Raw genomic sequence first — 25,296 nt, 5'->3', positions numbered from 1 at the left:
GGCTGCGCCAGTTGCGCAGGCCATGTGCCTTGCTCGACATGAGGGAAAACTGACATGACAACCCAATCCATATCCATCGAACTGCCCAAGCCCGCGCCGCTGCTATCCGCCAAGGGCTGGACGGCATTTCTGCTGGCCCTGACCATGGTCTGCGCCGTGGCTCCCGCACTCAATCTGTGGGTGCCCGAGGACAGTGCACTGCACTTGTCCGACTACATGCTCGGCCTGCTGGGCAAGTTCATGTGCTATGCCATCTGCGCGCTGGCGATTGACCTGATCTGGGGCTATACCGGCATCCTGAGCCTGGGGCACGGTCTGTTCTTCGCACTGGGCGGCTATGTGATGGGCATGTACCTGATGCGCGAGGCCGCAGGCCCCGATGCATTGCCCGCCTTCATGGGGTTTCTGGACTGGAAGGAGCTGCCCTGGCACTGGGCGCTGTCGGGCAGCTTTGCCGCCACCGTGCTGCTGGTGTTTCTGGTGCCGGGCCTGATCGGCGGGCTGTTCGGCTACTTTGCTTTTCGCTCGCGTATCAAGGGCGTGTATTTCTCCATCATCACCCAGGCCCTGACCTACGCCGCCATGCTGCTGTTCTTCCGCAACGAGACCGGTTTCGGCGGCAACAACGGCTTCACGGGCTTCAAGACCCTGCTGGGTTTTTCCGTCAACTCGCAAGCCATGCATGTGCTGCTGTTCGCGCTGTCGGGGCTGGCATTGCTGGGCTGCTTTCTGTTCTCGCGCTGGCTGATACGAAGCAAGTACGGTCGTGTGCTGCAGGCCGTGCGCGACGCCGAATCGCGCACCATGTTCTGCGGCTACAACCCGCTGCCCTACAAGCTGTCGATCTGGGTCATCTCGGCCATGATGTGCGGCCTGGCGGGTGCGCTCTATGTGCCCCAGGTGGGCATCATCAACCCCAGCGAGATGAGCGTGGGCAATTCCATCGAAATGGCGGTGTGGACGGCCGTGGGCGGACGTGCCTCGCTGGTCGGCCCCATCATCGGCGCGTTTGCCGTCAATGGCGGCAAGAGCTGGCTCACCGTGGCCGCCCCCGAATACTGGCTGTACGTGCTGGGTGCGTTGTTCATCGTCGTGACGCTGTTCATGCCGGGAGGACTGATTCGCCTGCCGCAGCAGCTTCGCCAGTGGCGTGAGAAGCGCAAGGCCCAGGTCAAGGCGCCGTTGAACCAGACTGCAGCCGCAGCTGCCAAAACCGCTGCCGAACCGGCTTCTGCCGATGCCATCGAAGGAGTGCGCGCATGACCCCCGATCTGATGCAGGACGGCGAGCAGCGCCTGGCTTCCTACCAGCAGCGCGAAGCCGCGCTGCGCACCGAATCCGGCGGTCGCAACGCCAGTCTGGCGCGCCCCGTGGTGGCCGGCGAAGTGGATGTGACCCATGGCCGCATCCTCTATCTCGAAGACGTGCATGTGAGCTTCGACGGCTTCAAGGCCATCAACGGTCTGAGTCTCGATATCGCGCCCGGCGAGCTGCGCTGCATCATCGGTCCCAATGGCGCGGGCAAGACCACGATGATGGACATCATCACCGGCAAGACCCGGCCCGACAGCGGCACGGTGTTCTTCGGCTCCACCATCGATCTGCTGCGCTACAAGGAGCCCGAGATCGCCGCCATGGGCATCGGCCGCAAATTCCAGAAGCCCACGGTGTTCGAGCAGCTCAGCGTGTTCGAGAACCTGGAGCTGGCGCTTAAGACCCATAAGGGCATTGCCTCCTCCATGCTGTTCAAGCTCAGCGGCGCGCAAAAGGACCGGATTGCCGAGGTGCTGCACACCATTCATCTGGCAGGCAGCGTAACGCGCCAAGCCGGGCTGCTCAGTCACGGACAGAAGCAGTGGCTGGAGATCGGCATGCTGCTGGTGCAGGAGCCCAAGCTGCTGCTGCTCGACGAGCCTGTGGCCGGCATGACCGACGAGGAAACGGTGCGCACGGCCGAGCTGTTTCTGACGCTCAAGGGCAAGCATTCGCTGATGGTGGTGGAGCACGACATGAGCTTTATCGACACCATCAGCGAGAAGGTTACGGTGCTTTGCGATGGCTCGGTACTGGCCGAGGGAACGCTGGCCGAGGTCCAGGCTGACGAGCGCGTGATCGAGGTGTACCTTGGGAGGTAACCCCCTGAGGCACTTCGCCTGGGCGGCCCCGCGCCTTCCCCCTCTCTCTACGCGCTTCGCGCTAAGGGAGGGGGGCGACTGCTTCGGTGCGCGGCGGCGCTTCCTCGCTGTCTCTTTGATTGGGCAGCGCCAGTTTCAAACGCCATGCGCTCCGCAGATAGTCAAATTAGATAGCTGCTTGCGCATGCTGTGTAAGCGTTAGAGGTCGGAAATGCTTAAAGTTCAGAACCTGCATCAGTACTACGGCGGCTCGCACATCCTGCGTGACGTGAATTTCACGGCCGAGATCGGCAAGGTCACGGTGCTGCTGGGCCGCAACGGCGTGGGCAAGACCACCTTGCTCAAAAGCCTGATGGGGCTGGTTCCCATCAGAAGCGGCGGCATTGAATGGCAGGGCCGCGATATCGCGCGCAGGACGCCCTATGAGCGCGCGCGCAGCGGCATCGGCTATGTGCCCCAGGGGCGCGAAATCTTCTCGCGGCTGTCGGTGGAAGACAATCTGCGCATGGGTCTGTCCTATTGCTCGGCAGACACCCGGATTCCGGGCGAGCTGTACGAGCTGTTCCCCGTGCTGGGGCAGATGCTGCACCGCCGTGGCGGCGATCTCTCGGGCGGGCAGCAACAGCAGCTGGCCATTGCGCGCGCACTGGCGCCGCAGCCCAAGATCCTGATCCTGGACGAGCCCACCGAGGGCATACAGCCCAGCATCATCAAGGACATCGGCCGCGTGATCCGCATGCTGGCCAATCGCGGAGACATGGCCATTCTGCTGTGCGAGCAGTACTACGACTTTGCCGAGGAGTTGGCCGACCACTATGTGGTGATGGAGCGCGGCGAGGTGATCGCATCGGGCCCGGGCAGCGAGATGCAGCAGAAGAATGTGCGCTCGCTGGTGGCGATTTGAATATCGGGCGAAGAAAAAAAGGTGCCGCAAGCGGCACCTCAAAGCCTCAGGCCATGCCCGGAGGACAACTCATTTCGTCAATACGCTGCGCCGTGCGCGGCCAGCACCGGATTGCCCTGTATGGCAGTGCTGGCGCGGCCGTCCGCGCCCAGAGGGACTTCGCCCACCAGCGTGGTGCGGTAGAGCTGGCGATCGAACTCCAGTGCAAAGATATCCTGTGGTGCCACATGGGCCGTGGAGCGGTTGTCCCAGAAAGCCAGCGAGCCGGGTTCCCACTTGAAGCGCACGGTGAACTCGCTGCTGACGGCATGCTCCCAGAGCAGCTCCAGCAGCACGCGCGATTCGCGGGTGGAGAGTTCCACGATGGACTTGAGAAAGCCGGGGCTGATGTAGAGCACCTTCTCGCCGGTCTCGGGATGGATCGTGACCAGCGGGTGTTCGCTGATCAGGGTGTTGTCGCGCACCAGATCCAGATATTCCTGCGATGCCGTGGCTCCCTGCGGGGCGCTGAAGCGGTGCTCGCCACGCAGGCCTTGCAAAAAGGCCTGCAGCGGTCTGGAGAGCGCTTCGTAGGCAGCTGCCAGATTGGTCCATTGCGTGTCGCCGCCATAGGGCGGAATCGTCACACCGCGCAGAATCGATGCGGCAGGCGGGTTGTGGGCTGCCGTCACGTCGGCATGCCAGCCGGTCCAGGGGCGCTGTTCGGCCTGGCCGCTGTGGCGGTTGGCCTTGCGGTGCTTGGCAATCGAATACAGCTCGGGAAAGCCTTCGACATGACCGAAGACGGGGTGGCCGGGCGTCAGCTCGCCAAACTGGCGCGAAAAGGCGATCTGCTGCTCGTGGCTGAGGTGCTGGTCGCGAAAGAAGATCACCTTCCAGCGCAGCAATGCCGAGCGGATGGTGTGCACTTCGGCGGCACTCAAGGCCTGCTTCAGATTGACGCCGCTGATCAGCGCTCCGATATGCGCCGACTGCGGCGTGATGCGGATATGCGGAGTGATGTTGCTTGCGGAGCTCAGGCGTTCGTCCAGATGCTGCAGCGGAGCGTGGGGCAGGGGCATGTTCATGGGATTTTTCCTGATGAGAGCGGGGCTTCAATGCGCCTGGGCAATACGGGAGGCGCTGGGCGGCAGCAGGCCGAGCTCGGTGAGAAGCGCATGGCTGCGTTCGACCTGGGCATGCAGTGCGCGAGCCGTGTCCTGCGGGCCGAGGAAGATGGGCTCCCACTGGTTGAGCGCCACAAACTCCTTCCATTCCCGGGTTTCGGAAACCTTGCGCAGCGCATTGACCCAATACGCTTGTTGCGCGGTGCTGGCACCGGGGGCCGTCATCACGCCCTGAAACGAATCGCTGACATAGTCGATGCCCTGCTCCTTCCATGTGGGCGACTGGGCGAACACGCCTTCAAGCCGCTTGTCGGCGGCAATCGCCAGCACGCGCACGCGGCCCGACTGCAGGTAGGGCAGCAGGTTCGGCGTGGTGGCCGAAACCACATCGAGATGGCCGCCGGCCAGCGCCACCATGGATTCGGCGGAGGACTTGTAGGGAACGATGCGCAGCTTCTGGATATTCACGCCGCCCTGCTGCAAGGGCTGGGCCACGCCCAGATGGATGTGATTGCCCAGCGTGGTGGCAATGCCGATGGAGTATTTCTCGGGGTCCTTGCGCAGCTGGGCGATCAGGTCCTGGGCATTGCGCAGCGGCGAATCCGCACGCACGACCACCGTGGTGAACTCGCGCAGCAAGGTCACCAGCGGCGTGCCTTTCTGCAGGTTGGCGGGCAGGGCATTCTGCGCCAGGCTGTTGCCGTAGCTGGTGCTCAGCGTCATCAGTGTATGGGCGTCGCCAGGGTGGCGGTGCAGGCTTTCCAGCGCGGCGATCGCATGCGCGCCGGACTTGTTGCTGACCACGAACTGCGGTGCATGGCCATCGCGTGCCAGCAGCTCGGTGAGCTTGCGGGCCGCCTGATCCAGCGCCGCGCCGGCCCCGCTGGGGACAATGAATTCCGTGGACTTGCTGGGCTTCCAGGCCTGTGCCGCTGCGCCGCCGGATTGCGCGGCAGCAGGGCCAGTTGCCAGCGTGCAGCACAGCACCGCCATCGATGTCAGCCATGGGGCCAGAGTGCGATGCAGGTGGGAATGCGTTACGGTACTGGCCGACATGAATGCTCCTGAAATCAATCGCCATGCGCTTTGCGGGCTGGCGTGCTGAAGACTGTAGAAGCGTGCCAGCCTTGCAACAACGAATGAATTTTCATGAGTTAGTAAGCAAAAGAGCTGAGCTACCCGGGCCTGAGCGGCAGGCCTGCTTGAAGAGGCAAGAACGAAAATGACCTGGCATGCGCAACTGGCGCTGAACTATTCCCTGCAGGGCGGCAAGACCTCGGTGCATTTCACGCACGATGGTCCGCTGCGCATCCTCAAAAGTCTGTATCCCGAGGGGCCAGCCATCTGCCACAACGTGCTGGTGCACCCGCCCGGCGGGCTGGTGGGCGGCGATGTGCTGGACATTGATGTCCATGTTGCAGAAGGTGCGCATGCGCTGGTCACCACGCCTGGTGCCACGCGTTTTTACAAAAGCAACGGGAAGCAGGCCATGCAGCGTACCCGGCTGCGTCTGGACCCCGGCGCGAGGCTGGAGTGGCTGCCGCTGGAGGCGATCGCTTACAACGCCTGCGATGCCGTCAACCACCTGGAGTTCGCGCTTGCCGAAGACGCGCAGCTGCTGACCTGGGATGTGACGGCACTGGGCCTGCCGCTGGCCGCCCAGCCCTATGAGTCCGGCAGGTTTGAGCAGCACATCGAATGGCCGGGCCGTTTCCTGGAGCGCGGCGTGGTCAACGCGCAGGATGAGCTGCTGCTCAACGGCGATCTGGGGCTGGCCGGGCATCGCTGTCTGGGCAGTCTGATCTTTGCCAGCGGCTCAGCCATGGCGCGCCATCAGCGCGAAGCCTTGCTGGAAGGCACGCAGGGGCTGCTTGAGGAGGCTGCCCCGGCAGTGTTGAGCGGAGTGACGGCTCCCAATGAAAACATGCTGATTCTGCGCAGTGCATCACCTGTGGTTGAGCCTGTGATGATGCTGTGGAAAACCGTGTGGAGTTTCTGGAGAAAAGAACTCTGGGGGCTGCAAGGTGGCACGCCGAGAATCTGGTCCATGTGAGCCAGTGAGCGGCCGGTCTGCGGCTGCTGTAGCCCGGCATCCCTAATAGTTTTGGCGCTGTGGCAGGCCCGGGTTTCAAGGCGCCGATCGGCCGGTGCACCGGGCCAGCTCGGACCGGCTCCAGTCCAGTCGCTCGCGCAAGCGCGCACAGCCGGCATTGGCGCTACTGGCGGCTTGCGGGTCGCGTTCCATGCAGCGCTCCTCGATCATGGCCAGGCTGGCGCGTGTGTAGCGGTATTGCTCCTGCGAGCAACTGCGCGTGCCGGCCTCGGCTCGCGTTCCGCCTTGCGCGAGCGTACCGGGCGGCACGGCCGTCCAGTCCCGGTTGTGCCAGGGCGAGAAGGAGGCTGAAGGCGTGATCTCTATGTCATTCACGCGTCCTTCCAGGCCGGGAAATGTGGACAGCATGGCGGCTGCCACCAGGGCCGGGTCGCTCATGCGTCCCAGGGCGGTATCGCAGTCCATCACATCGGGATTCAGGCCCGGCGGCAACAGCCTCAGCACGCCATAGATGCGGGTGGCATCGGTTTCCAGCTCCTTGACGCTGCGTCCGTTGCTGCCTGGCACCAAGCCCATGCCGACCAGTTGGTACTGCGTGTCGCGCAGGGCGGTATCGGGGCCGGTGTGGATCTCGACCTCGCCCGAGGCCCGGCCCGCGAACATGAGCAGCCTGAAGGCATCCGTGGAGAACAGCGCCTGCACCTCCAGATGGCAACGGGCCGGGGCGGCGGGACGCAGCACGCTTGACCAGTCCTTGGCTGCGTCGCGGTGGACCAGCATGGCCGTGCGCGGCAGCATCTCCACGGCTATCCGTGCCTTGTCCAGGTTTACGGTGGCCGCCACGCTGGCGTCGATGGAGTCGACCGTGGGAAATTGCGCCAGTGCCTTGAAGCCGGGCTGCATCACGGACAGTCTGTCGTTGCCGACCACACCGCCTGTGGCGATCTCCAGGCGCCCGTCCGCAAAGCGGTAGTAGCTGGGCACTTCGTCGGTCTCGGTATAGCTGCCGTGGCGCGTGGAGACGCGGTAGCGGATCTCGCGTCCGCCCATTTCCATGAAGGGGCGCAGCGTCTCCAGCAGGTCCTGGCGTGTGGCGGCATCGTCCTGGCGCAGTGTGATCTCTACGCGTGTCGAGCCATAGCCCAGCAGCTTGTCGAACGCATGGCGCATGACGGCCTGATTCGGAAAAGTGATGACTGCCCCCACCATGCCCGCCAGGGCCGCGACGCCGCCCAGCACCAGCGGCCAGGTCGAACGCTCGTCAGCGCGAGTGCCAGTCATGGCGCTCCAGATGGCTTGCGCGCCATGGCTCAGCCAGGTGGTGGCCATGAAGGCGATGAGCGCTGCAGTCGGCGCCCACACAAGAATCAGCAGTATTTGCAACAGGCCCATATGGGCAGTGATTCTAGGCAGAAGCCATGCATGGCCTGGCTGCAGCAGCTCGCCTGGGGCTGCCCGCCTACCCGCCTGGGGCAGCCCGCCGGAGACGCTACAGCGCCAGAACGATTCTGGACTCCTGCGTCCTGGCGCGCGAGCAGCAGCTCATCATCTTGGTGCAGGCCGTGCGCTCGGCACGGGTCAGCACCATGTCGCGATGATCGATATCGCCTTCGAGCACCGGCACCTCGCAGGAGCCGCACAGGCCTTCGCGGCAGTCGCACTCGATATCGATATTGGCACTGCGCAGCGCATCGAGCAGGGTTTCATCGTTGCGCACCTGCAGCGTGATGCCGGATTCGCGCAGCTCGACTTCAAAGCCGTGCTCCTTGTCCGGGTCCAGCGCTCCCAGGGTGCTGGAGAAATGCTCCACGCGCAGACTGTCCTCGGGCCAGTGGCGACTGGCCTGGGCCAGCCCGTCGAGCATGCGCTGCGGACCGCAGGCATAGATCTGTGCGCCGGGCCTGACCTCGGCCAGCAGTGCCGCGTAATCGGCTCGCCGGCCTTCCGCGCCCACATAGATCTTCAGACGCTCGCCATGCATTGCCTGCAATGCATCCAGGAGCGCCATGCGCTCGCGCTGGCTGCAGCTGTAGTGGATTTCATAGGGGATGCCCAAAGCCTGGGCGCGAGCCGCCATGGCCGCAACCGGCGTGATACCTATGCCGCCTGCGACGAGAATCAGCTGCTGCGCGCCTTCGTCGAGCCTGAAGTGGTTGCGCGGGCCGCGCATCTGCACCTTCATGCCGGCCTGCAGTGCCCCATGTATCCAGGCCGAACCGCCACGGCTGTGCTCCTCGCGCAGCACGGCGATCTCGTAGGTATCGGCTTGCTGAGGATCACCGCATAGCGAGTACTGGCGCGAGATGCCGGTGTCGCCGCAGTGCAGGTCGATATGCGAGCCCGGGGTCCAGCGTGGCAGCTCGCGTCCGTCGGGCGCCTTGAGGCGCACGCGCAGCACGTCCTGCGCAATCAGCTCGGTGCTGTCCACCAGCATGCTGCGGCTGACGCCGCCTTGCGAGGATTCGCCGATGCGCACCGGCTGTTGCTCGGCCAGCACGGCGGGGTTGGCGCGCTCGGGGTTGCGGCTCACATCCCATTGAACCCACAGATGTTCGGGGCCGCGGAACGAGGTGTTGGGCACATAGGTGAAGCGTTGCTCTGCCAGCTGCATATGGGGCAGGCGGCGCGTGAACTCTTCAAGGAAGATCTGCATTTCCATGCGGGCCAGATTCTTGCCCATGCACTGGTGGGAGCCGTAGCCGAAGGTCAGGTGATCGCTGGCATTGTCGCGGTGGATGTCGAACAGGTCGGCATCGACAAAATGCTGCTCGTCGTGGTTGGCCGAAGAGGTGACGATGAGCAGCTTGCTGCCGGCCGGAATGGCCTGGCCGCCGACCACCACATCCTTGGTGGCCAGGCGCCGCCAGGCGGCTACCGAGCCGTTGTGGCGCAGGCATTCCTCCACGGCATTGGGGATCAGCGAGGGATCGGCGCAGATCTCCTGCCAGACCTTGGGGTGCTGCAGCAGCAGCTTGACGGCATTGGCCGTGGCGTTGGCCGTGGTCTCGTGGGCGGCGACGAGGCCGGCCATCATCATGGAGTGCAGATAGGAGTCGGTGACGACATCGGGCAGTTCCTTCTGCTTGCGAATGCCGTATTGCATCCAGCCTTCGGCATCGGGGTTGGCGCGCATCTTGTCGAGAATCCGGCCCGCGTGTTGCCAGAAATTGCCCACGGCATGGGCCACGGCCACCTGCTCCTCGGCCCGGGGGCGCCCCCAGGTGTTGACGGTGTGGGCAATGCTGTACTGGCGCAGCGTGTCCATATCGTCTGCGGGCACGCCCAGGAAATGCATGGCCACCGTCAGCGGCACTTCCCACAACATTTGGTCGACGAGATCGGCGCGGCCGTCGTCGATGAAGCGGTCCACATATTCGCGGGCCAGCCGGCGCACCATGGGCTCGTGGTGCTTGAGCTCTTCGGGCGTGAAGGGCTGCATCAGCGCGCGGCGGCGCGGCATGTGGGCGGGCTCGTCCTCGTTGACCAGAGTGCGGTTCAGCGCAAAGCCGTAGCTGGCGAGCACGGCATTGGCCTCATCGCCTGTGGGCGTGATCTTCTCCAGCGCGATCGAGGGACTGAAGGTCAGGTTGTCGCGGAAGATGGCCTTGATGTCGTCGAAGCGCGTGACCACCCAGTAGCCCAGCTGCGGGCTGTAGAACACGGGCTCCTGTTCGCGTGCCCAGCGCACATACTCGGGCGGGTCCTGCTGGTAGCCGTCGGCAAAGGGATCGAAGCCGGCGGCCCCGTGGCTGATGGGGCAGCCCGTAGGGCCGCTCTGGCCGGTGGGCTTGCCGAACTGGCTGTGATCGATGGGGCAACGGCTGGGGGTGGAAACGGTCATGGCTCGCTCGCAAACGCAAAGAGGCAGGAGATGGCATAAGCCATCGGACGAGAGCGCAGAGGCGGCCTGCCGCCAGCCTCTGCGGCATGGATCAGCGGGGCAATCAGTCCAGCGTGATGTTCAGATCCTTGATCAGCTTTTGCCAGCGTGCGCTTTCGCTGTGGATCAGTGTCTGGAACTGCTCGGGCGTGTTGCCCACCGGCTCCACGCCAAAGTCGATGAGCTTTTGCTTGACGGCAGGCTCGTTGATGGCGGCGACCACCTGCTTGTTCAGCGCCGTGATGACATTGGCCGGTGTCTTGGCCGGGGCCACCATGCCGACCAGGGCCGCAGCCTGCACGCCGGGCAGGCCCAGTTCGCCGAAGGTGGGCACATCGGGCAGCTGGGGCAGGCGCGTGGCATTGGCCACGGCCAGGGGGCGCACCTTGCCGCCCTTGATGAAGCCGGCGCCGGCGGCCAGGTCCACCATCATCACGGGAATCTGACCGCCTGCCACATCGGCCAGCGCCGGAGCCGCACCGCGGTAGGGCGCATGGGCGAGCTTGAGGCCGGCCTCGGACTTCAGCAGCTCCATGGCCAGGTGATGGGGGCTGCCCGCACCGGCGGAGCCGTAGTTCACGCCCTCGGCGCTGGCCTTGGCGGCGGCAATGAACTCCTTGGCGGTCTTGGCCTTCTCGGCGGGGCCGGCCACCAGAATCATGGGAAAGCGGCCCATGAGCGTGACGGGCGTCAGATCCTTGCCGGGGTTGTAGCTCAGGCTCTTGTAGAGCACCGGGTTGAAGATCAGCGTGCCGTTGTCGGCCGACAGCACGGTATAGCCGTCAGCCGGTGCGCGCGCGGTCTCCGAGGCGCCGATGGCCGTGTTGCCGCCCGGGCGGTTGTCCACGACGATGGGTTGATGGGCCTGGGCGCCCCAGGCCTGGCCTATGGTGCGGGCCAGGAAGTCCGAGCCGCCGCCTGCGGCATAGGGAACAATCCAGCGCACGCTCTTGCTCGGGTACTTGTCCTGGGCCGCGGCGGTGCCTGGGGCTGCGGCCAGCCAGAGCATGCTGGTGGCCAGAACCGAGGCGGTGAAGAGGCGTTTTTTCATTGAGGGTGTCTCCTGGGCTGTGGTGTTGTTTGCCTGCGGGTTAACCAAGCTTCACTCCGCCTGCGATTCCGCTTTAATACGGAAATTGTTTTGCGTAATTTTTATACGCATTGCGTAAATATGCTTCAAGGGATTACCCGAGAGCCAGCACGAGACATGCGTGAAAATGTCTTCAACGGCTTATGAGACAGGCGCAACCAGCTATGAAAATCGAGAAGAAGACTTTGGCGATGGCGAAGCGGCAAGCAGCCAGCCCCGCAGCAAGAGTGGCGTCGCAGAATGCCCGGCAAGAGCCGGATCAACGTCGCCAGCGTGTGCAGGCAGCGGAGACCTGTCTGGCCGTGCTCAAGGCACTGGCCGGGCTGGGCGGTCGTGCCAGCCTCACGGCCATCGGAGCTGCCGTCGATGAAAGCCCGGCCAAGGTGCATCGCTATCTGGCCAGCCTCATGGCCGAGGGCCTGGTGGAGCAGGATCGTGGCGGCACCCAGTACGCGCTCGGACGCGAGGCCATCCATATCGGCCTGGCTGCGATGCGCCAGAACGATCCTGTGCGCATGTCCGAGCCGGCCCTGCAGCATCTGCGCGAGTCCCTGCAGGTCACGAGTTTTGTCGCGGTCATGGGCAATATGGGCCCCACCATCGTGCGCTTTGAAGAGCCCAGCCTGCCCATTACCGTCAATGTGCGTGTGGGTTCGGTCATGTCCATGCTGTGGTCGGCCACGGGGCGGGCATTCTTTGCCTTCATGGAGCCGCAGCCCGAGGTCGAGGCGCTGCTGGCGCGCGAGCTGGAGGCAGCCAGCCCCGAGCATCGCCGTCTGCTGCATGCGAGCAAGCCTCTGGAGCAGCTGCGCAGCGAGATTCGCGCAGCCGGCTGTGCGGCGATCCGGGACCTGAATCTGCCCGGCATCAGCGCCGTTGCGGCGCCCTTGCTCGACTACAACGGTCATGTGGTGGCCGTGCTATGCGCGCTCGGGGCCAGCGGCGGCTTCGACCCCGATCCGCAGGGCCGCATTGCCCAGGCTGTACGCGAAGAGGCGCGCAGTATCAGTGCTTCGCTGGGCTACCGGGCCTAGGTCTCAGGCCCCGGTCAGCACAGCCGGGGCTCCGAGGCGCAGGGATAGCTGACGGGCCTGGGCCTGCAGTTTCTGGGCCGGCAGACCAGCGGGGTCCAGCGTCAGCGTGACCGAAGGGCCGATGGCGGCAATCGCCAGCACCAATTGGCCGAAGCCGTCGAACACCGGCACCGCCAGCGCGCTTACGCCCGACAGCAACTGGTTCTCGACCACGCTCAGGTGGTTGCGGCGAATGGCGTCCAGCTCCTTGGCAAACGTCGGTTCGTCCAGGCTGTGGCCTTCGGCCTGCAGCAGCGGTGCGATACGGGCCGGGTCGCCGAAAGCCGCAAAAATCTTGCCCGTGGCGGTATGGCGCAAGGAGGCCGGCGTGCCGTGGCGCATGGCCACATAGACATGGGTCGGGCCTTCCTCGACGCGGATGATGGTCGGCCCCTGGCCGCTCCACATGGAAACCGACACGGTGTAGCCCACCTCTTGCGCCAGGGCGGGCAGCTCGGCAATCGCCATGCGCACGGGATCTGCCTGCTGCAGGCTGATGAGTCCCATCTGAATGGCCAGCGGCCCCAGGCCGTAATGGCCGCTGACGCGATCCTGCTCCATCAGGCCCAGCTTGCAAAAACTCACCAGATAAGGATGGGCCTTGGCTGCCGTCATCTCCGCCTCGCGTGCCAGATCCTTGAGCGCCATGCGCCGGCCCGTGCGCGCCAGCACCTTGAGCAACTGGCCGCCGACTTCCACGCTCTGTATGCCGCGCGGTGCGCGCGCGGGTTCGTCGTCACTGGATTCAAGCATCAAACGGGCGTCGGTCGAAGAAGAGTTGGCATGAGGCATGACGGCATTGTGACGGTGGAAAAGCGGCTGGAAAGTCTCAAGGGTTTTTCACTATGACAAATCGATTGTGCAATGTTGAATTTATATCTAGCATTCAGAAATTCGATAAAGCTGAATGCATTTGTTTAAAACAAAGAGATTGCAACGATGAGCACCAAGACCTTTGCCTCCGCCGCCGACCTTGAAGTCAAGAAGGTGAGCTTCGACAAGCTCTCCGAACATGCTTATGCCTACACGGCCGAGGGCGACCCCAACACCGGCATCATCATTGGCGACGACGCCGTGATGGTCATCGACACCCAGGCCACGCCCGTCATGGCCGAGGACGTGATCCGCCGCATCCGCGAGGTCACGGACAAGCCCATCAAATACGTCACGCTGTCGCATTACCACGCGGTGCGCGTGCTGGGTGCCTCGGCCTATGGCGCCGAGCACATCATTGCCAGCCAGGACACCTACGACCTCATCGTCGAGCGTGGCGAGCAGGACAAGGCCAGCGAGATCGGCCGCTTTCCGCGCCTGTTCCAGAACGTCGAGAGCGTGCCCGAGGGCATGACCTGGCCGACCATGACCTTCACCGGCAAGATGACGCTGTGGCTGGGCAAGCTCGAGGTGCAGATCCTGCAGCTGGGCCGTGGCCACACCAAGGGCGATACCGTGGTCTGGCTGCCACAGGACAAGGTGCTGTTCAGCGGCGATCTGGTCGAGTTCGATGCCACGCCCTATGCCGGCGACGCCTACTTCCAGGACTGGCCGCAGACGCTGGATGCGATTGCCGCCCTCAAGCCCGAAAAGCTGGTGCCCGGCCGCGGTGCGGCGCTGCAGAACGCCGCCGAAGTGCAGGCCGGCCTGGCGGGCACGCGCAACTTCATCAGCGACCTGTGGGCCGAGGTCAAGGCCGGCGCCGATGCGCGCCAGGACCTGCGCAAGGTCTACGAGGCAGCCTTTGCCAAGCTGCAGCCCAAATACGGCCATTGGGTGATCTTCAACCACTGCATGCCGTTCGACGTGACGCGTGCCTATGACGAGGCATCGGGCCACGCCGACCCGCGCATCTGGACTGCCGAGCGCGACCGCGAGATGTGGCTGGCGCTGGAAGGCTGATCGCCTCCTGGGCCGCCCGGCTGGCAGTCTCTTGCGCAGGCGCGGCGGTCTACGGCGAAGCTATCTAAAACAGGAGCTGCTTGTGCTTGATTTGTAATGAATTCAAATAGAAAAAACATTGAATTCAATGCCTGGAGAGCGGTAGCAGCTATCAAAAAAAACAGAGTTTGAATCCGGTCGCAAAGAGCCGGAGGGGCGGCTTTTGCCCCAAGAAACAGATCCACGCTTTTCAAGGTTTGCGCACCGATGAACGCCATGTCCACCACCGCCATTTCTCTTGACGCCCTGCGCGGCAGCGCCGCCGACATCCAGTCCATCCAGATTCCTTATCGGCGTCATGCGGACCAGGATGCCGATGCGCCGGCTCGCCACCCCGTGGTGGTGGTCGGCGCCGGGCCCGTGGGCCTGTCGCTGGCCATCGATCTGGCCCAGCGCGGCCAGCCGGTGGTGGTGCTCGACAACGACTGCAAGCTGTCCACGGGCTCGCGCGCCATCTGCTTTTCCAAGCGCACGCTGGAGATCTGGGACCGCCTGGGCGTGGGCCAGCCCATGGTGGACAAGGGCGTGTCCTGGAATCTGGGCAAGGTGTTTGCCAGGGATCAGTCGCTCTACCAGTTCGACCTGCTGCCCGAAGCCGGCCACGAGCGCCCGGCCTTCATCAATCTGCAGCAGTACTACGCCGAAGCCTATCTGGTCGAGCGCGCCCTGCAGCTGCCGCTGATCGATCTGCGCTGGCACAACAAGGTCACGGCGCTGGCGCCGCGCGAGGATGGGGCGGAACTGACAGTGGAAACGCCCGAGGGCGAGTACCGGATCGATGCCCAGTGGGTGCTGGCCTGCGACGGATCGCGCTCGCCTTTGCGCGGCCTGCTGGGCCAGGAAAGCCACGGCCGCATCTTCCGCGACCGCTTTCTGATTGCCGATGTGAAGATGCATGCGGACTTCCCGACCGAGCGCTGGTTCTGGTTCGATCCGCCGTTCCATCCGGGCCAGAGCGTGCTGCTGCACCGCCAGCCCGACGATGTCTGGCGCATCGACTTCCAGCTGGGCTGGGAGGCCGATCCCGAGGAGGAGAAAAAGCCCGAAAACATCCTGCCGCGCATCCGCGCATTGCTGGGCAAGGACGCGCACTTCGAGCTCGAATGGGCCAGCGTCTACACCTTTGCCTGCCTGCGCATGGACCGCTTCGTCCACGGCCGCGTGGTCTTCGCGGGCGACAGCGCGCATGGCGTCTCTCCCTTCGGCGCACGCGGCGCCAACAGCGGCGTGCAGGATGCCGAGAACCTGGCCTGGAAGCTCGACCGCGTGCTGCGCGGTCAGGCCGATGCTGCGCTGATCGCGAGCTACGGCGCCGAGCGCGAATACGCGGCCGACGAGAATATCCGCAACTCCACGCGCGCCACCGACTTCATCACGCCCAAGAGCGAGATCAGTCGCCTGTTTCGCGATGCGGCGCTGGAGCTGGCGCGCGAGCATGAGTTTGCGCGTCGCATCGTCAACAGCGGTCGTCTGTCGGTGCCGGCCACGCTGCATCATTCCTCGCTCAACACGCCGGACAGCGAGGTCTTCGCAGGCTCGCAACTGCCCGGCGCCGTGCTCAGCGATGCGCCCATGCGCCGTCCCGGCAACAGCCAGACCACCTGGCTGCTGCGCGCCCTGGGCCCGGACTTCACGCTGCTGCATTTCGGCCCCACGCCGGCTTGGGCGCGCGAGCTGACCGGTGTGCTCAATCTCTCCATTGCCGCCGAGGGCGATGCTGGGGCCACGCAAGCCGATCTGCTGGATGCCCAGGGTCTGGCCGCGCAGCGCCTGGATGCGCGCCCCGGCACCAGTTACCTGCTGCGCCCCGATCAGCATGTCTGCGCGCGCTGGCGCCGTCCCGACGAGGCTGCCGTGCGTGCCGCGCTGCAGCGCGCCGGCGGTTGAAATGAAGGCTCCCCCTGAGGCGTCCTCTCTTGCTACGCGGGAGGGTGCATGCGGGCAACCGACGACAGCCTCGTTGCGGTGCGGTCGGCCCAGGCCCTTGCTTGCTGTCCCTGGTGGAGTGCAACACCCTCTGAGGATTCCTCCCCTTTTTTAGGAGACTGCCATGCTGCTGTCCACTCACCCGAATCTGCAGGCCTGCGACGATTTCTATGAAGCCCTGATCGCCACGCATCAGGGCCTGGAAACCGCGCAAAGCCACGCCCTCAATGCCCGCCTGGTGCTGCTGCTGGCCAATCACATCGGCCATCAAGAGACCTTGCTGCATGCGCTCGAACTGGCCCGCGCCAGCGCAGGATTCGCTCCTGCCGGTGCGGACCCGGCCGAGCGCGGTGCCGTGACACCGGTTGCCCCGGTACACGCTGCCGCTTGAGATGCAGCAAGCCGCCGGCCTGGCGGCAGCTGCGCCATCCCCTAAAGGCCCCGTCACCAAAATCTATCCAAGGGGCCATGAATCAAGGAGACAAGGATGATGCAACGTAAACAGTTTCTGGCCGCACTGGCCTGCTCGACGCTGGCATGGGCTGCAGGGCCGGCCGCCATGGCGCAGGAAAAGCCCCTGGAATGGGTCATAGGCTACGCCGCAGGCGGGGGCTCCGACGTGGTGGCCCGCGTGATTGCCGAAGCCATGGGCCGCAATCTGGAGCGCCCCATCGTCATCAACAACAAGCCCGGTGCGGGAACCAATATCGCGGCCGAGTACAGCGCGCGCTCGCATGACTACGGCAACCTGATGTTCACGGCCGACTTCGCCACGCTGGCTGCCAATCCGTTTCTGTTCCGCAAGCTCAACTACAACGCCGAAAAGGACTTCAAGCCCGTGGGCATGCTGGTGCGCTTTCCCATGCTGCTGGTGGTCAACAACGACGTGCCGGTCAGCAATCTGAGCGAGTTTGTCGCCTGGGCCAAGCAGCAGAAGACCGGCGTGAGCTGGGGCTCGGCCGGCCTGGGCAGCCCTCATCATCTGGTTGGCGAGCTGTTCCGCGAAGAAGCCGGTCTGGGCAATATGACCCATGTTCCTTATCGCGGTGCTGCGCCCGCAGTGCAGGATGTGATCGGCGGCCAGATACCTGCCATGTGGGCCGATAGCGCCACCATTATTCCCTTCCTCGGCGAGAAAAAGCTCAAGGCCATAGGCGTGGCCAGCCCGGCCCGCATCGATGTGCTGCCCAAGGTCGCCACCTTGCAGGAGCAAGGCCTCAAGGGCTTCGAAGGCTATGCCTGGCAGGGCATCGTCGTGCCCAAGGGCAGCTCGGCCGAGGTGGTCAAGAAGTTCAGCCAGTCGCTGCAGTTTGCGCTGGCCGACACGCGCACCAAGGCCCGTCTGGCAGCCATGGGGGTCGAGCCCATGCCCGGCAGCTCCGAGCAGATGGAGAAATTCGTCAGCAACGAACGCAGCAAATGGGGGCGTGTGATCACGGCCAACAACATCAAGCTCGATTGAGAGCCGGACTCAGTGGGCCGCAGCCTGGGTGACGGACAGGCCCGGGCGCTGCGGGATATGCGTTTTTGCAGATGCAGCGCCGTGCCAGCCGTGGCAGACTCCGGGCCATGTCCGAGCCCACTCTTCTCGTTGCCGACGATCACCCGCTGTTTCGCGCAGCGTTGATCCAGGTGCTGCACGACCGCTTTCCGCAATTTCGCATTGTGGAGGCGGCCAGCGCCCAGACCTTGGGCGCAGCGATGCAGGAGAATCCTGAAATCGAGCTGGTGCTGCTGGACCTGGCCATGCCCGGCGCGCGCGGCTTCTCGTCCCTGCTGCATCTGCGCGGCGAATATGCGCAGGTTCCGGTGATCATCATCTCGTCCAATGACGACCCTCGCATCATCCGTCGCGCCCAGCAGTTCGGGGCGGCAGGCTTTATCTCCAAGTCTGCGGCTGCAGACGATATGAGTGCCGCCATTGACGATGTGCTGAGCGGGGATATCAGCTTTCCCTCCATGGTGGCCGAGCGCTCGGAGGCCGATGCGGCCCTGGCTGCTCGTCTGGCCCAGCTCACGCCCCAGCAGTTTCGCGTGCTGCTGTGCATTGCCGACGGGCTGCTCAACAAGCAGATCGCGCACGAACTGGGCCTGGCCGAGAACACCGTCAAGGTCCATGTGACGGCGATTCTCAAGAAGCTCGAATGCTATTCACGCACCCAGGCGGCAGTGCTGGTCAAGAGCCTGGAAAACGATCACGAGGTTTGATTGCCCTGGTGCCTCAAGAGTCATCTGTCTTGATAGCTTGCTGCGCTTTGTTGGCCATGGATTGAGGCCTTTCTGACCTCGTTTCTGTGCAGCTTGCCGCTGCAAACTGTCGTCGCAGTTCGATGGCTACAAGTGCGCGAAAAACTCCGGCGTTGCATCCCAGCGATCGTGCATGCCATCGACATACGTGACGGGAATTCGCGAAAGCTCCTCTTCCGACAGCTCTTCCAGGCAACCGATATTGATGCCGTACATCTGGCCTATCGGTGTGTCGTGGCCCACACCAAAGACGCGGATGCCGCAGCGCCTGCAGAAGAAATGCTGGTTCTTTTGCGAGCCAAACACATAGAGGGTGAGTTCCTTCTCACCCGTAATAAGGCGGAAATTTTCGGGGCTGGCGATGGCGGGCCAGAACCGGCTGCGCCTGCAGATGGAGCAGTTGCAGCGATAGCTGGGCTGGCTCAGGTCCAGGCCGACTTCAACCTGAACCCGGCTGCAATGGCAGCTGGCACGATAGGATTTCAGCATCTGGCGACCCCCTGTGTTGAGACGGGCTGCCATCGGGATGTCAGCCTTGATCGAAGCTTAGATAGTTCAGATGCTCCTGGCTACGCCAGACCGCACACCATGCGTTGATATCGCTGCCGTGGGAGAAAAAGATCTCCCAGCAATGATCGACCTCGTCCTGAAAAACCTGTCTCGCCGCATTGATGAAGCGATGACAATGGGCTTGGAGCGGGCCTTCGGCATCTTGCGCATCGATCAGCCAGAGGAAATCCTCTTGCCAGTCGGCGTCGCACGATACTTCATGCACGGATTTCAGACGCAGCCTGCTGACCACACCGGGCCAATGAGCGAGATCGATCCGGCAGCGCACAGCTAGGCGGTCGTCAATGCCGCTGCCTCCGGCATAAAAGCCCAGCGCATAGTGCAAGTCTTCCTCTGCAGGCGCAAAGCCGATCAGATTGGCAATGAGTGACATGGGCTTTTCCACGCACATGTCTTTGCTGCTGTGTCGATGAGCCAGGCTGTCATAGTCGCGCATGTCTTCTGCAAGCGTCTAGGGAAGAGCAGGCATGCAGAGGTGTGTCTCCTCATGCAGCATGGGTTCGTCCTCCCAGGGAGGACAGAACGGCAGGAGCGATCAGCCTGTGCATGGGTTTGACGGGCAGCATGTAGAGACGGCCCAGTGCGTTCTTGACATGCACGACGGTGGTGACGGTGATGACGGCGTCCAGGGAGCTGATGTCGCTTTTGCGGTGAATGCTGAGCACGACCTTCAGATGCTTGTCGTCGTCGCCGATCAGGGCTTCATCAAAGGTGTTTTCGAACACCGTGAAGATGCCGACCCTATCGCCGGGGCCGTAGCTGGCTGCTGGTTTTCCGGGCTTCAGGGCCGACAAGGTGCCCAGGTTCTTGAGCCCCACCAGACCGCCGACCAGATTGCGCGCACGCATGCAGATTTCAATCCAGCGCGGCGTTTTGCGCGCGGCAAGAATGAAGTGCTCCAGTGCAGACAGACTTGTGGCGTCCGAGACGATGCTCCAGGAGTCGTGAAAGCTGGCCCCGGCCAATCGCTGTGCGATGCGGCTGCCGGGCGGAACGGCGGATTCAACGGGATGATGGTGCATGCTGTCTCTGTCAGGGTTGAACGGCCCGCGTGCCTGAAAGCCGCAGAGGCTGATGCAGCATATCGAAGAATCCGCCACTCGGCTTGTACAGTCATGGCGTGCAGACCGCTTTTACTCCTGAATTCATAGCTGTAGCGCAATGCACTGAAGGCGCTGCAGCTGGAAGTGACTTTGGCTTTCAGGCGCTCCCGCCTTCTCGTCCGCGCAAAAAGGTCTGGCTCATCAGCGCCCGCAGCGCCGGCGGCCTGACCGGCTTGGCCAGAAAGCCCCAGCCGCGTTCAGCAGCCTGGCGGCGCAGGGTGCTATCGCCTTCAGCGGTCAGCAGGATGACCGGAGGCTGCTGCCCCCAGCGCTCGCAGAGCTGGGCATAGATATCGGGGCCGTAGAGCTGGCCCAGATGCACATCGAGCAGCACCAGTTGCGGGGCATTGCCGGGCGCAGCATAGGCCAGGGCTTCGGGGGCGTTGGCGGCCAGCGGCACATCGCAGCCCCAGCGCTCGAGCAGGGCGCAGGTGGCGTCGCGGGTGGCGGGATCGTCCTCCACATACCAGACTGTGCCACCCTGCAGCGGACTGTCCACGCGGGCGCTGGGAGAAGGCTGCTGCGATACCGGTGTCAATGCAGCGGCCTGGCCCAGTGGAACCTTGACCCAGAAGACGCTGCCCTTGCCCAGGGTGGAGCGCAGGCCGATCTCATGGTCCAGCAATCTGCCCAGGCGTTCCACGATGGCCAGGCCCAGGCCGGTGCCGCGGTCGTCGGCATGGCCTTCGTCGAGGCGGCGGAACTCTTCGAAGATTTCCTTTTGCAGGCTTTGGGGGATGCCAGGACCCTGGTCATGCACCTCGATGCGCACCTGGTCACCCTGGCGGCGACAGCCCACGACGATACGGCCCTTGCGCGTGTAGCGGATGGCGTTGGAGACAAAGTTCTGCAGTATGCGACGCAGCAGGGCTTCGTCGCTGCGCACGATCAGCCGGCTGGGCATGCAGTGCAGGCTCAGGCCTTCGTTCTCGGCCTGCAGCGCAAAATTGTTGTGGACCACTTCCAGCAAGGAGCTGAGCGCGAAGTCACGTACGCGGACTTCGAGCTGGCCCGATTCCATGCGCGAGATGTCGAGCAGGCTGGTGAGGATGGCGTCCTGAGAGGCCAGTGCCTTGTCCACCCGCTGGGCCAGTTGGCGGCCGGCCTCATCGTGCAGATAGGTGGGCAGCAGGCTGGTGAAAATGCGCGCCGCATTCAGCGGCTGCAGCAGGTCATGCACGGCCGAGGCGACAAAGCGGGTCTTGTAGCGGTTGGCGCGCTCGGCCTCCTGCTTGGCCTGAGCCAGGTCCCGGGTGCGGTCGGCAATGCGCTTTTCCAGCGTATCGGCCAGATTGCGCAGCTCGCGCGCCGTGTTCTTGTAGCTGGTGATATCGGCATAGCTGGTGACAAAGCCGCCATCGGGCAGGGGGTTGCCGCGAATCTCCAGCACCGTGCCGTCGCCCTTGGCGCTTTCGTGCAAATGGGGGCTGCCGCTGCGCAGATGCTGGAGCCGACGCTGGATCGCAGGCTCCACATCGCCCTTGCCCAGCAGGCCGCGCCTGGCGTTGTGGCGTATCAGAGCCTCGATGGGCTGGCCCACATGCATGAGCTCGGGCGGGTAGCGGAACAGCTCCACATAGCGCGAGTTCCAGGCCACCAGCCGTAGCTGCGGGTCCACCACCACCACGCCTTGCGGCAGATGCTGCAGGCTGCGCGAGAGTCCGGTGTCGGCCTGCTTGGCGGCCTGGACAATGCCGTCCTGGGCCGTGCGCAGCTCCTGCGCATGCTGGTGCAGAACGGTCTCCAGCTCCTTGCGGCTGCGCTGGCGCAGGGCCGCCAGGCGCTGGCGCTGGCGGATATAGAGCACCAGCAGCGAGGCGGCCAGCCATAGGCCGCCGGCGGCCACTGCCGCCCAGTGACTGGCCGTCTGGCTGTGGACGATGTCGTGCAGCAGATGCAGCTGCCATTGGCTTTCGGGGAGTTCCATGCGCAGCCAGAGCATGGGGTCGACCAGCGGAGGCTGGCTGAAATGGGCCAGCATGCCGATGCCCGCGGGCTGCCGGCTGGTGCGGTAGCCGAGCGGAATCAGGGCCTGGCCCGCGTATTGATGGGTGTCCCGCACCTCCTGCTGGTCGTTGCTGGACAGCGGCTCCAGCAGGCGGTAGCGCCATTCGTCGCGGTTGGAGAGAAAGACCACGCCATGCTCGTCCGAGGCGAAGACGATGTCGGGCGACTGGCTCCACTCGCCTTCGAGCTCCTGAAACAGGATCTTGATGGCGATGAGCCCAAGCACCGAGCCGTCATCATCATGAATGGCCTGGGAGAGAAAGTAGCCGGGCAGTCCCGTGGTCATGCCGATGCCGTAGAAGCGGCCACTGCCCTGGCTCAGCGCCTGGGTCACATAGGGGCGAAAGCTGTAGTCCTCGCCCACATTGCTGTGCGAGTCGCGCCAGTTGCTGGCGGCCAGGGCCTTGCCGCTTTTGTCGATGAGGGTCAGCGTGGAAGCTCGGCTGGCGCCGTTGGCCTGCTCCAGCTTGTGGTTGAGCCTGTCCACCTCGGTGGCGCTGAGCGGGTGGCTGAGCGCGCTCTTGAGTTCGGCATCGAGCGCCAGCACCTCGGGCAGGGTGCGGTAGCGGTCCACACGCTGCACCATGGCCTGGGCATAGAGCGTGAGCTGGCGCTGCACGCTTTCGCTTTCATCGTGCAAAGAGGTTTGCAGCGCGACGCGACTGGCGGCCCACATGCTCAGCAGCATGCCGCTGAGCACGATGACAAGGGTCAGAAACAGTCGGTTTCGGGCAAGGTTTCGCGCAAGACGCATGACGAGAGTGGGTGATCAAGGAGTCCAGTGTGGCTCTGGAGCCGGTTCAGTGCGAATTCTGAGGCCTAGGGATTTCCCTAAGTTGGTGCATGCTCTCCAAGGGAGCGCGTACGGACCTAATACCAATGGGTTATCGGCACAAAAAGGGCGCGGGAGTACAAACGGCAGCAATTCGGCGCACCACGGTGGTGCGCCCGCAATTTTGGAGATGCAGCGTGCACACTCTGCCCACAGAATCTGCTCCGCGCGAGCACTTGCCGTTCTACCGTCAGCTCTACTTCCAGGTGGTGTTCGCCATCATCGTGGGCGTGCTGCTGGGGCATTTCGAGCCCGCCTATGGCGAGGCCATGAAGCCCTTTGGCGATGCCTTCATCAAGCTCATTAAGATGATCATCGCACCGGTGATCTTCCTGACCATCGTCACCGGCATTGCCAGCATGACGCACCTGAGCGCCGTGGGCCGTGTGTTCGGCAAGGCCATGGCGTATTTCCTGACCTTCTCCACGCTGGCGCTGGTCGTGGGCCTGATCGTGGCCAATGTCATGCAACCCGGTGCCGGCATGCATATCAACCCTGCCGATCTGGACCAGACGGCCGTCAAGGGCTATGTGGCCAAGTCGCACGAGATGACGCTGACCGGCTTCGTGATGGACATCATCCCCAAGACGCTGATCAGTCCGTTCGTGGGCGACAACATCTTGCAGGTGCTGCTGGTGGCCGTGCTGTTCGGTGTGTCCCTGGCCATGGTCGGCGAGGCCGGCAAGCCCGTGCTGAACTTCTTTGAAGCCCTGACCAAGCCCGTGTTCAAGCTGGTCAACATCGTGATGAAGTTCGCTCCCATCGGTGCCTTTGGCGCCATGGCCTTCACCATCGGCAAGTTCGGCCTGGGCTCGCTGGTCAACCTGGCCGAGCTGGTGCTGACCTTCTACATCACCTCGGCCCTGTTCGTGCTGGTGATTTTGGGTGCCGTGGCGCGCTTTTGCGGCTTCTCCGTGCTCAAGCTGATCAAGTACCTCAAGGACGAGCTGCTGCTGGTGCTGGGCACATCGTCTTCCGAGTCGGCCCTGCCTTCGCTGATGCACAAGATGGAAAAAGCCGGCTGCGGCAAGTCCGTCGTCGGTCTGGTCGTGCCTACCGGCTACTCCTTCAACCTGGACGGCACCAATATCTATATGACGCTGGCTGCGCTGTTCATTGCCCAGGCCACCGATACCCATCTGACCCTGGGCCACCAGATCGCGCTGCTGCTGGTTGCCATGCTGTCGTCCAAGGGCGCGGCGGGCGTGACGGGGGCTGGCTTCATCACCCTGGCCGCGACCCTGGCTGTGGTGCCCGAGGTGCCCGTGGCCGGCATGGCACTGATTCTGGGTGTGGACCGCTTCATGTCCGAATGCCGTTCGCTGACCAACTTCATCGGTAACGCCGTCGCCACCGTGGTGGTCTCCAAGTGGGAAAACGCGCTGGACTACGAAAAGCTGGATGCTGCTCTGGCAGGCAAGGAAGAGAACGAGGCGGTGTCCGCTCACGCTTGAGCGCGCACAGACCTCAATCCAAAAAGCCCCGATCTGATGGTCGGGGCTTTTTTCATGGATTTCAGGCTTTAAGCCCAGCCGGGGAAGGCGCTGATAGCTATTGATTTGATTGCATTCAGGCGGAGTGTGAGGTGGCCGTCAGCAAGTCATGGGCCGCCAGCACGCGCAGGGTGTCGCGTCCCAGGCTCTTGCTGCGGGGCAGAAAGCGCACCCAGCTCAGTTTGTTGACGGTGCGCTCCAGCACCTGCCGGGCCTCGGCGGGAAGCTGCTGCACAAATTGCTGCCAGGTCTCCCGGGCCTGCTCCAGCGCACCAGCCTGCTGCAGAAACAGCGCTGTGGACTGGGCGTAGTTGAGCGCATCGCGCGCCATGCAGACGGCTTGCGGTAAATGGGCTGCAGGATCGTCTTCAAAGTCGATGAAGCCTATGACCCCGTCGGCGCAGACCACCATATTGCGCGCCACGGCCTGACTCAGCACCTCGCCGCGGGCATGAGCCTGCTGGATGGCCTCCAGGCCTTTTCGCCAGAGCTCCAGCGTGGGCTGCGCGCCCCGGGCAATCGCTTCCTCGATGGCATTGCTCAGCGATGGAGCTTCTTCGCCCGGGCGGCCCAGATGGCGCATCACAAAGGCCTGGTCGTCCGTGGCCAGCACTTGCGGCACGCGCAGCCCCTTGGCCTTGAAACTGCGCAGGCGGCGCACCTCGGTTTGCAGGGACTCGGTCCCTCCGGGGTTGGGCACGGGCTGCAGCACGGCGGCCCTGAACAGCTTGGCCAGCGTGCTCAGCAGCCAGTAGTTGAGGGCCGGGTTGCCTTTGTTGGCGCGCTTGACCCAAAGGGTTTCATGCGCGAGTTCATAGCGCATGATGCTGTGAGGCTGGTCCAGATGCTCGCGCAGAAATGCCTGGTAATCGATGGCGTTCTGCGCAGAGGGCATCTGCTCTTGGGCGGAAATATCCTGATATGGCACGGCGTGGGATCTGT

At 63.9% G+C, this 25,296-nt stretch carries 22 protein-coding genes; 11 read left to right on the top strand and 11 right to left on the bottom strand.

The window, feature by feature from the left end; genetic code table 11:
- The first annotated feature begins 54 nt into the window (after positions 1–54).
- The 3 genes from urtC to urtE all read left to right on the top strand — a co-directional run bounded on the left by urtC (position 55) and on the right by urtE (position 3,039).
- Positions 55–1,263: an urea ABC transporter permease subunit UrtC gene (gene urtC, locus JAO85_RS07650; RefSeq protein WP_039050208.1), complete on the top strand. Its 1,209-nt coding sequence runs from the start codon at positions 55–57 to the stop codon at positions 1,261–1,263.
- Positions 1,260–2,135: an urea ABC transporter ATP-binding protein UrtD gene (gene urtD / locus JAO85_RS07645; RefSeq protein ID WP_034377379.1), complete on the top strand. Its 876-nt coding sequence runs from the start codon at positions 1,260–1,262 to the stop codon at positions 2,133–2,135. The genes urtC and urtD overlap by 4 nt, the downstream gene beginning before the upstream one ends.
- Positions 2,136–2,346: 211 nt before the next feature.
- Positions 2,347–3,039 carry an urea ABC transporter ATP-binding subunit UrtE gene (gene urtE / locus JAO85_RS07640; RefSeq protein WP_202787826.1) on the top strand — a complete coding sequence of 231 codons (693 nt, stop codon included), beginning with the start codon at positions 2,347–2,349 and terminating at the stop codon, positions 3,037–3,039.
- A gap of 77 nt (positions 3,040–3,116) precedes the next feature.
- Here the strand turns inward: urtE and JAO85_RS07635 are convergent, their stop codons facing one another.
- Together JAO85_RS07635 and JAO85_RS07630 are read right to left on the bottom strand one after the other, a co-directional pair.
- Positions 3,117–4,106 (bottom strand): TauD/TfdA family dioxygenase, encoded by a 990-nt coding sequence (locus JAO85_RS07635; RefSeq protein WP_052263536.1) that lies wholly within the window; start codon positions 4,104–4,106, stop codon positions 3,117–3,119.
- Between the two features lie 27 nt (positions 4,107–4,133).
- Entirely contained in the window at positions 4,134–5,201 is a 1,068-nt protein-coding gene (locus tag JAO85_RS07630; RefSeq protein ID WP_237734750.1) for a tripartite tricarboxylate transporter substrate binding protein, read from the bottom strand.
- A 166-nt stretch (positions 5,202–5,367) separates the two neighbouring features.
- On the opposite strand from JAO85_RS07630, the gene JAO85_RS07625 reads away from it, so the two are divergent.
- On the top strand, positions 5,368–6,198 hold the full coding sequence (locus JAO85_RS07625) for an urease accessory protein UreD (RefSeq protein ID WP_202787825.1): 831 nt from the start codon (positions 5,368–5,370) through the stop codon (positions 6,196–6,198).
- A gap of 75 nt (positions 6,199–6,273) precedes the next feature.
- On the opposite strand, the gene JAO85_RS07620 is transcribed toward JAO85_RS07625, so the two are convergent.
- The 3 genes from JAO85_RS07620 to JAO85_RS07610 form a co-directional block, all read right to left on the bottom strand.
- Positions 6,274–7,590 (bottom strand): hypothetical protein, encoded by a 1,317-nt coding sequence (locus JAO85_RS07620; protein WP_202787824.1) that lies wholly within the window; start codon positions 7,588–7,590, stop codon positions 6,274–6,276.
- Positions 7,591–7,687: 97 nt separating this feature from the next.
- Complete coding sequence (locus JAO85_RS07615) at positions 7,688–10,039, bottom strand: cytochrome P450/oxidoreductase (RefSeq protein WP_202787823.1); 2,352 nt, start codon at positions 10,037–10,039, stop codon at positions 7,688–7,690.
- 103 nt (positions 10,040–10,142) lie between these two features.
- On the bottom strand, positions 10,143–11,129 hold the full coding sequence (locus tag JAO85_RS07610) for a tripartite tricarboxylate transporter substrate binding protein (RefSeq protein ID WP_202787822.1): 987 nt from the start codon (positions 11,127–11,129) through the stop codon (positions 10,143–10,145).
- A 230-nt stretch (positions 11,130–11,359) separates the two neighbouring features.
- On the opposite strand from JAO85_RS07610, the gene JAO85_RS07605 reads away from it, so the two are divergent.
- Positions 11,360–12,202, top strand: a complete 843-nt coding sequence (locus JAO85_RS07605; protein ID WP_039050264.1) for an IclR family transcriptional regulator — start codon at positions 11,360–11,362, stop codon at positions 12,200–12,202.
- Between the two features lie 3 nt (positions 12,203–12,205).
- Here the strand turns inward: JAO85_RS07605 and JAO85_RS07600 are convergent, their stop codons facing one another.
- Positions 12,206–13,033 (bottom strand): IclR family transcriptional regulator, encoded by an 828-nt coding sequence (locus JAO85_RS07600; RefSeq protein WP_202787821.1) that lies wholly within the window; start codon positions 13,031–13,033, stop codon positions 12,206–12,208.
- A 147-nt stretch (positions 13,034–13,180) separates the two neighbouring features.
- On the opposite strand from JAO85_RS07600, the gene JAO85_RS07595 reads away from it, so the two are divergent.
- The 5 genes from JAO85_RS07595 to JAO85_RS07575 all read left to right on the top strand — a co-directional run bounded on the left by JAO85_RS07595 (position 13,181) and on the right by JAO85_RS07575 (position 18,310).
- A complete protein-coding gene (locus JAO85_RS07595; protein WP_202787820.1) occupies positions 13,181–14,137 on the top strand; it encodes an MBL fold metallo-hydrolase in 957 nt (318 codons plus the stop codon).
- A gap of 255 nt (positions 14,138–14,392) precedes the next feature.
- Positions 14,393–16,063, top strand: a complete 1,671-nt coding sequence (locus tag JAO85_RS07590; protein ID WP_202787819.1) for an FAD-dependent oxidoreductase — start codon at positions 14,393–14,395, stop codon at positions 16,061–16,063.
- A 163-nt stretch (positions 16,064–16,226) separates the two neighbouring features.
- Positions 16,227–16,493, top strand: coding sequence for a DUF2783 domain-containing protein (locus JAO85_RS07585; RefSeq protein WP_003068276.1), 267 nt, complete (start codon positions 16,227–16,229; stop codon positions 16,491–16,493).
- A 96-nt stretch (positions 16,494–16,589) separates the two neighbouring features.
- Complete coding sequence (locus JAO85_RS07580) at positions 16,590–17,564, top strand: tripartite tricarboxylate transporter substrate binding protein (RefSeq protein WP_193752286.1); 975 nt, start codon at positions 16,590–16,592, stop codon at positions 17,562–17,564.
- A 107-nt stretch (positions 17,565–17,671) separates the two neighbouring features.
- Positions 17,672–18,310 carry a response regulator transcription factor gene (locus tag JAO85_RS07575; RefSeq protein WP_003068280.1) on the top strand — a complete coding sequence of 213 codons (639 nt, stop codon included), beginning with the start codon at positions 17,672–17,674 and terminating at the stop codon, positions 18,308–18,310.
- Positions 18,311–18,436: 126 nt separating this feature from the next.
- Here the strand turns inward: JAO85_RS07575 and JAO85_RS07570 are convergent, their stop codons facing one another.
- The 4 genes from JAO85_RS07570 to JAO85_RS07555 all read right to left on the bottom strand — a co-directional run bounded on the left by JAO85_RS07570 (position 18,437) and on the right by JAO85_RS07555 (position 22,783).
- Positions 18,437–18,838, bottom strand: a complete 402-nt coding sequence (locus JAO85_RS07570) for a GFA family protein (RefSeq protein ID WP_003068282.1) — start codon at positions 18,836–18,838, stop codon at positions 18,437–18,439.
- 40 nt (positions 18,839–18,878) lie between these two features.
- A complete protein-coding gene (locus JAO85_RS07565) occupies positions 18,879–19,292 on the bottom strand; it encodes a hypothetical protein (RefSeq protein ID WP_237734749.1) in 414 nt (137 codons plus the stop codon).
- A 112-nt stretch (positions 19,293–19,404) separates the two neighbouring features.
- Positions 19,405–19,941, bottom strand: a complete 537-nt coding sequence (locus tag JAO85_RS07560; RefSeq protein ID WP_202787817.1) for a DUF2867 domain-containing protein — start codon at positions 19,939–19,941, stop codon at positions 19,405–19,407.
- A gap of 178 nt (positions 19,942–20,119) precedes the next feature.
- The gene (locus tag JAO85_RS07555; protein WP_054073692.1) at positions 20,120–22,783 is read right to left on the bottom strand and encodes a PAS-domain containing protein; all 2,664 of its coding nucleotides are present in this window, start codon (positions 22,781–22,783) and stop codon (positions 20,120–20,122) included.
- 215 nt (positions 22,784–22,998) lie between these two features.
- Here JAO85_RS07555 and JAO85_RS07550 point away from each other — a divergent pair, with 215 nt between their 5' ends.
- Entirely contained in the window at positions 22,999–24,315 is a 1,317-nt protein-coding gene (locus tag JAO85_RS07550) for a dicarboxylate/amino acid:cation symporter (protein WP_202787816.1), read from the top strand.
- A gap of 115 nt (positions 24,316–24,430) precedes the next feature.
- Here the strand turns inward: JAO85_RS07550 and JAO85_RS07545 are convergent, their stop codons facing one another.
- Positions 24,431–25,249, bottom strand: coding sequence for an RIO1 family regulatory kinase/ATPase (locus JAO85_RS07545; protein ID WP_202787815.1), 819 nt, complete (start codon positions 25,247–25,249; stop codon positions 24,431–24,433).
- Positions 25,250–25,296: the final 47 nt, after the last annotated feature.

This window comes from Comamonas sp. NyZ500, assembly GCF_016772095.1.
In the GTDB taxonomy this organism is placed as follows: Bacteria; Pseudomonadota; Gammaproteobacteria; order Burkholderiales; family Burkholderiaceae_C; genus Comamonas; species Comamonas thiooxydans.
The sequence above is the reverse complement of the archived record's forward strand: the minus strand, read 5'-3'. Positions and strand labels throughout refer to the sequence as shown.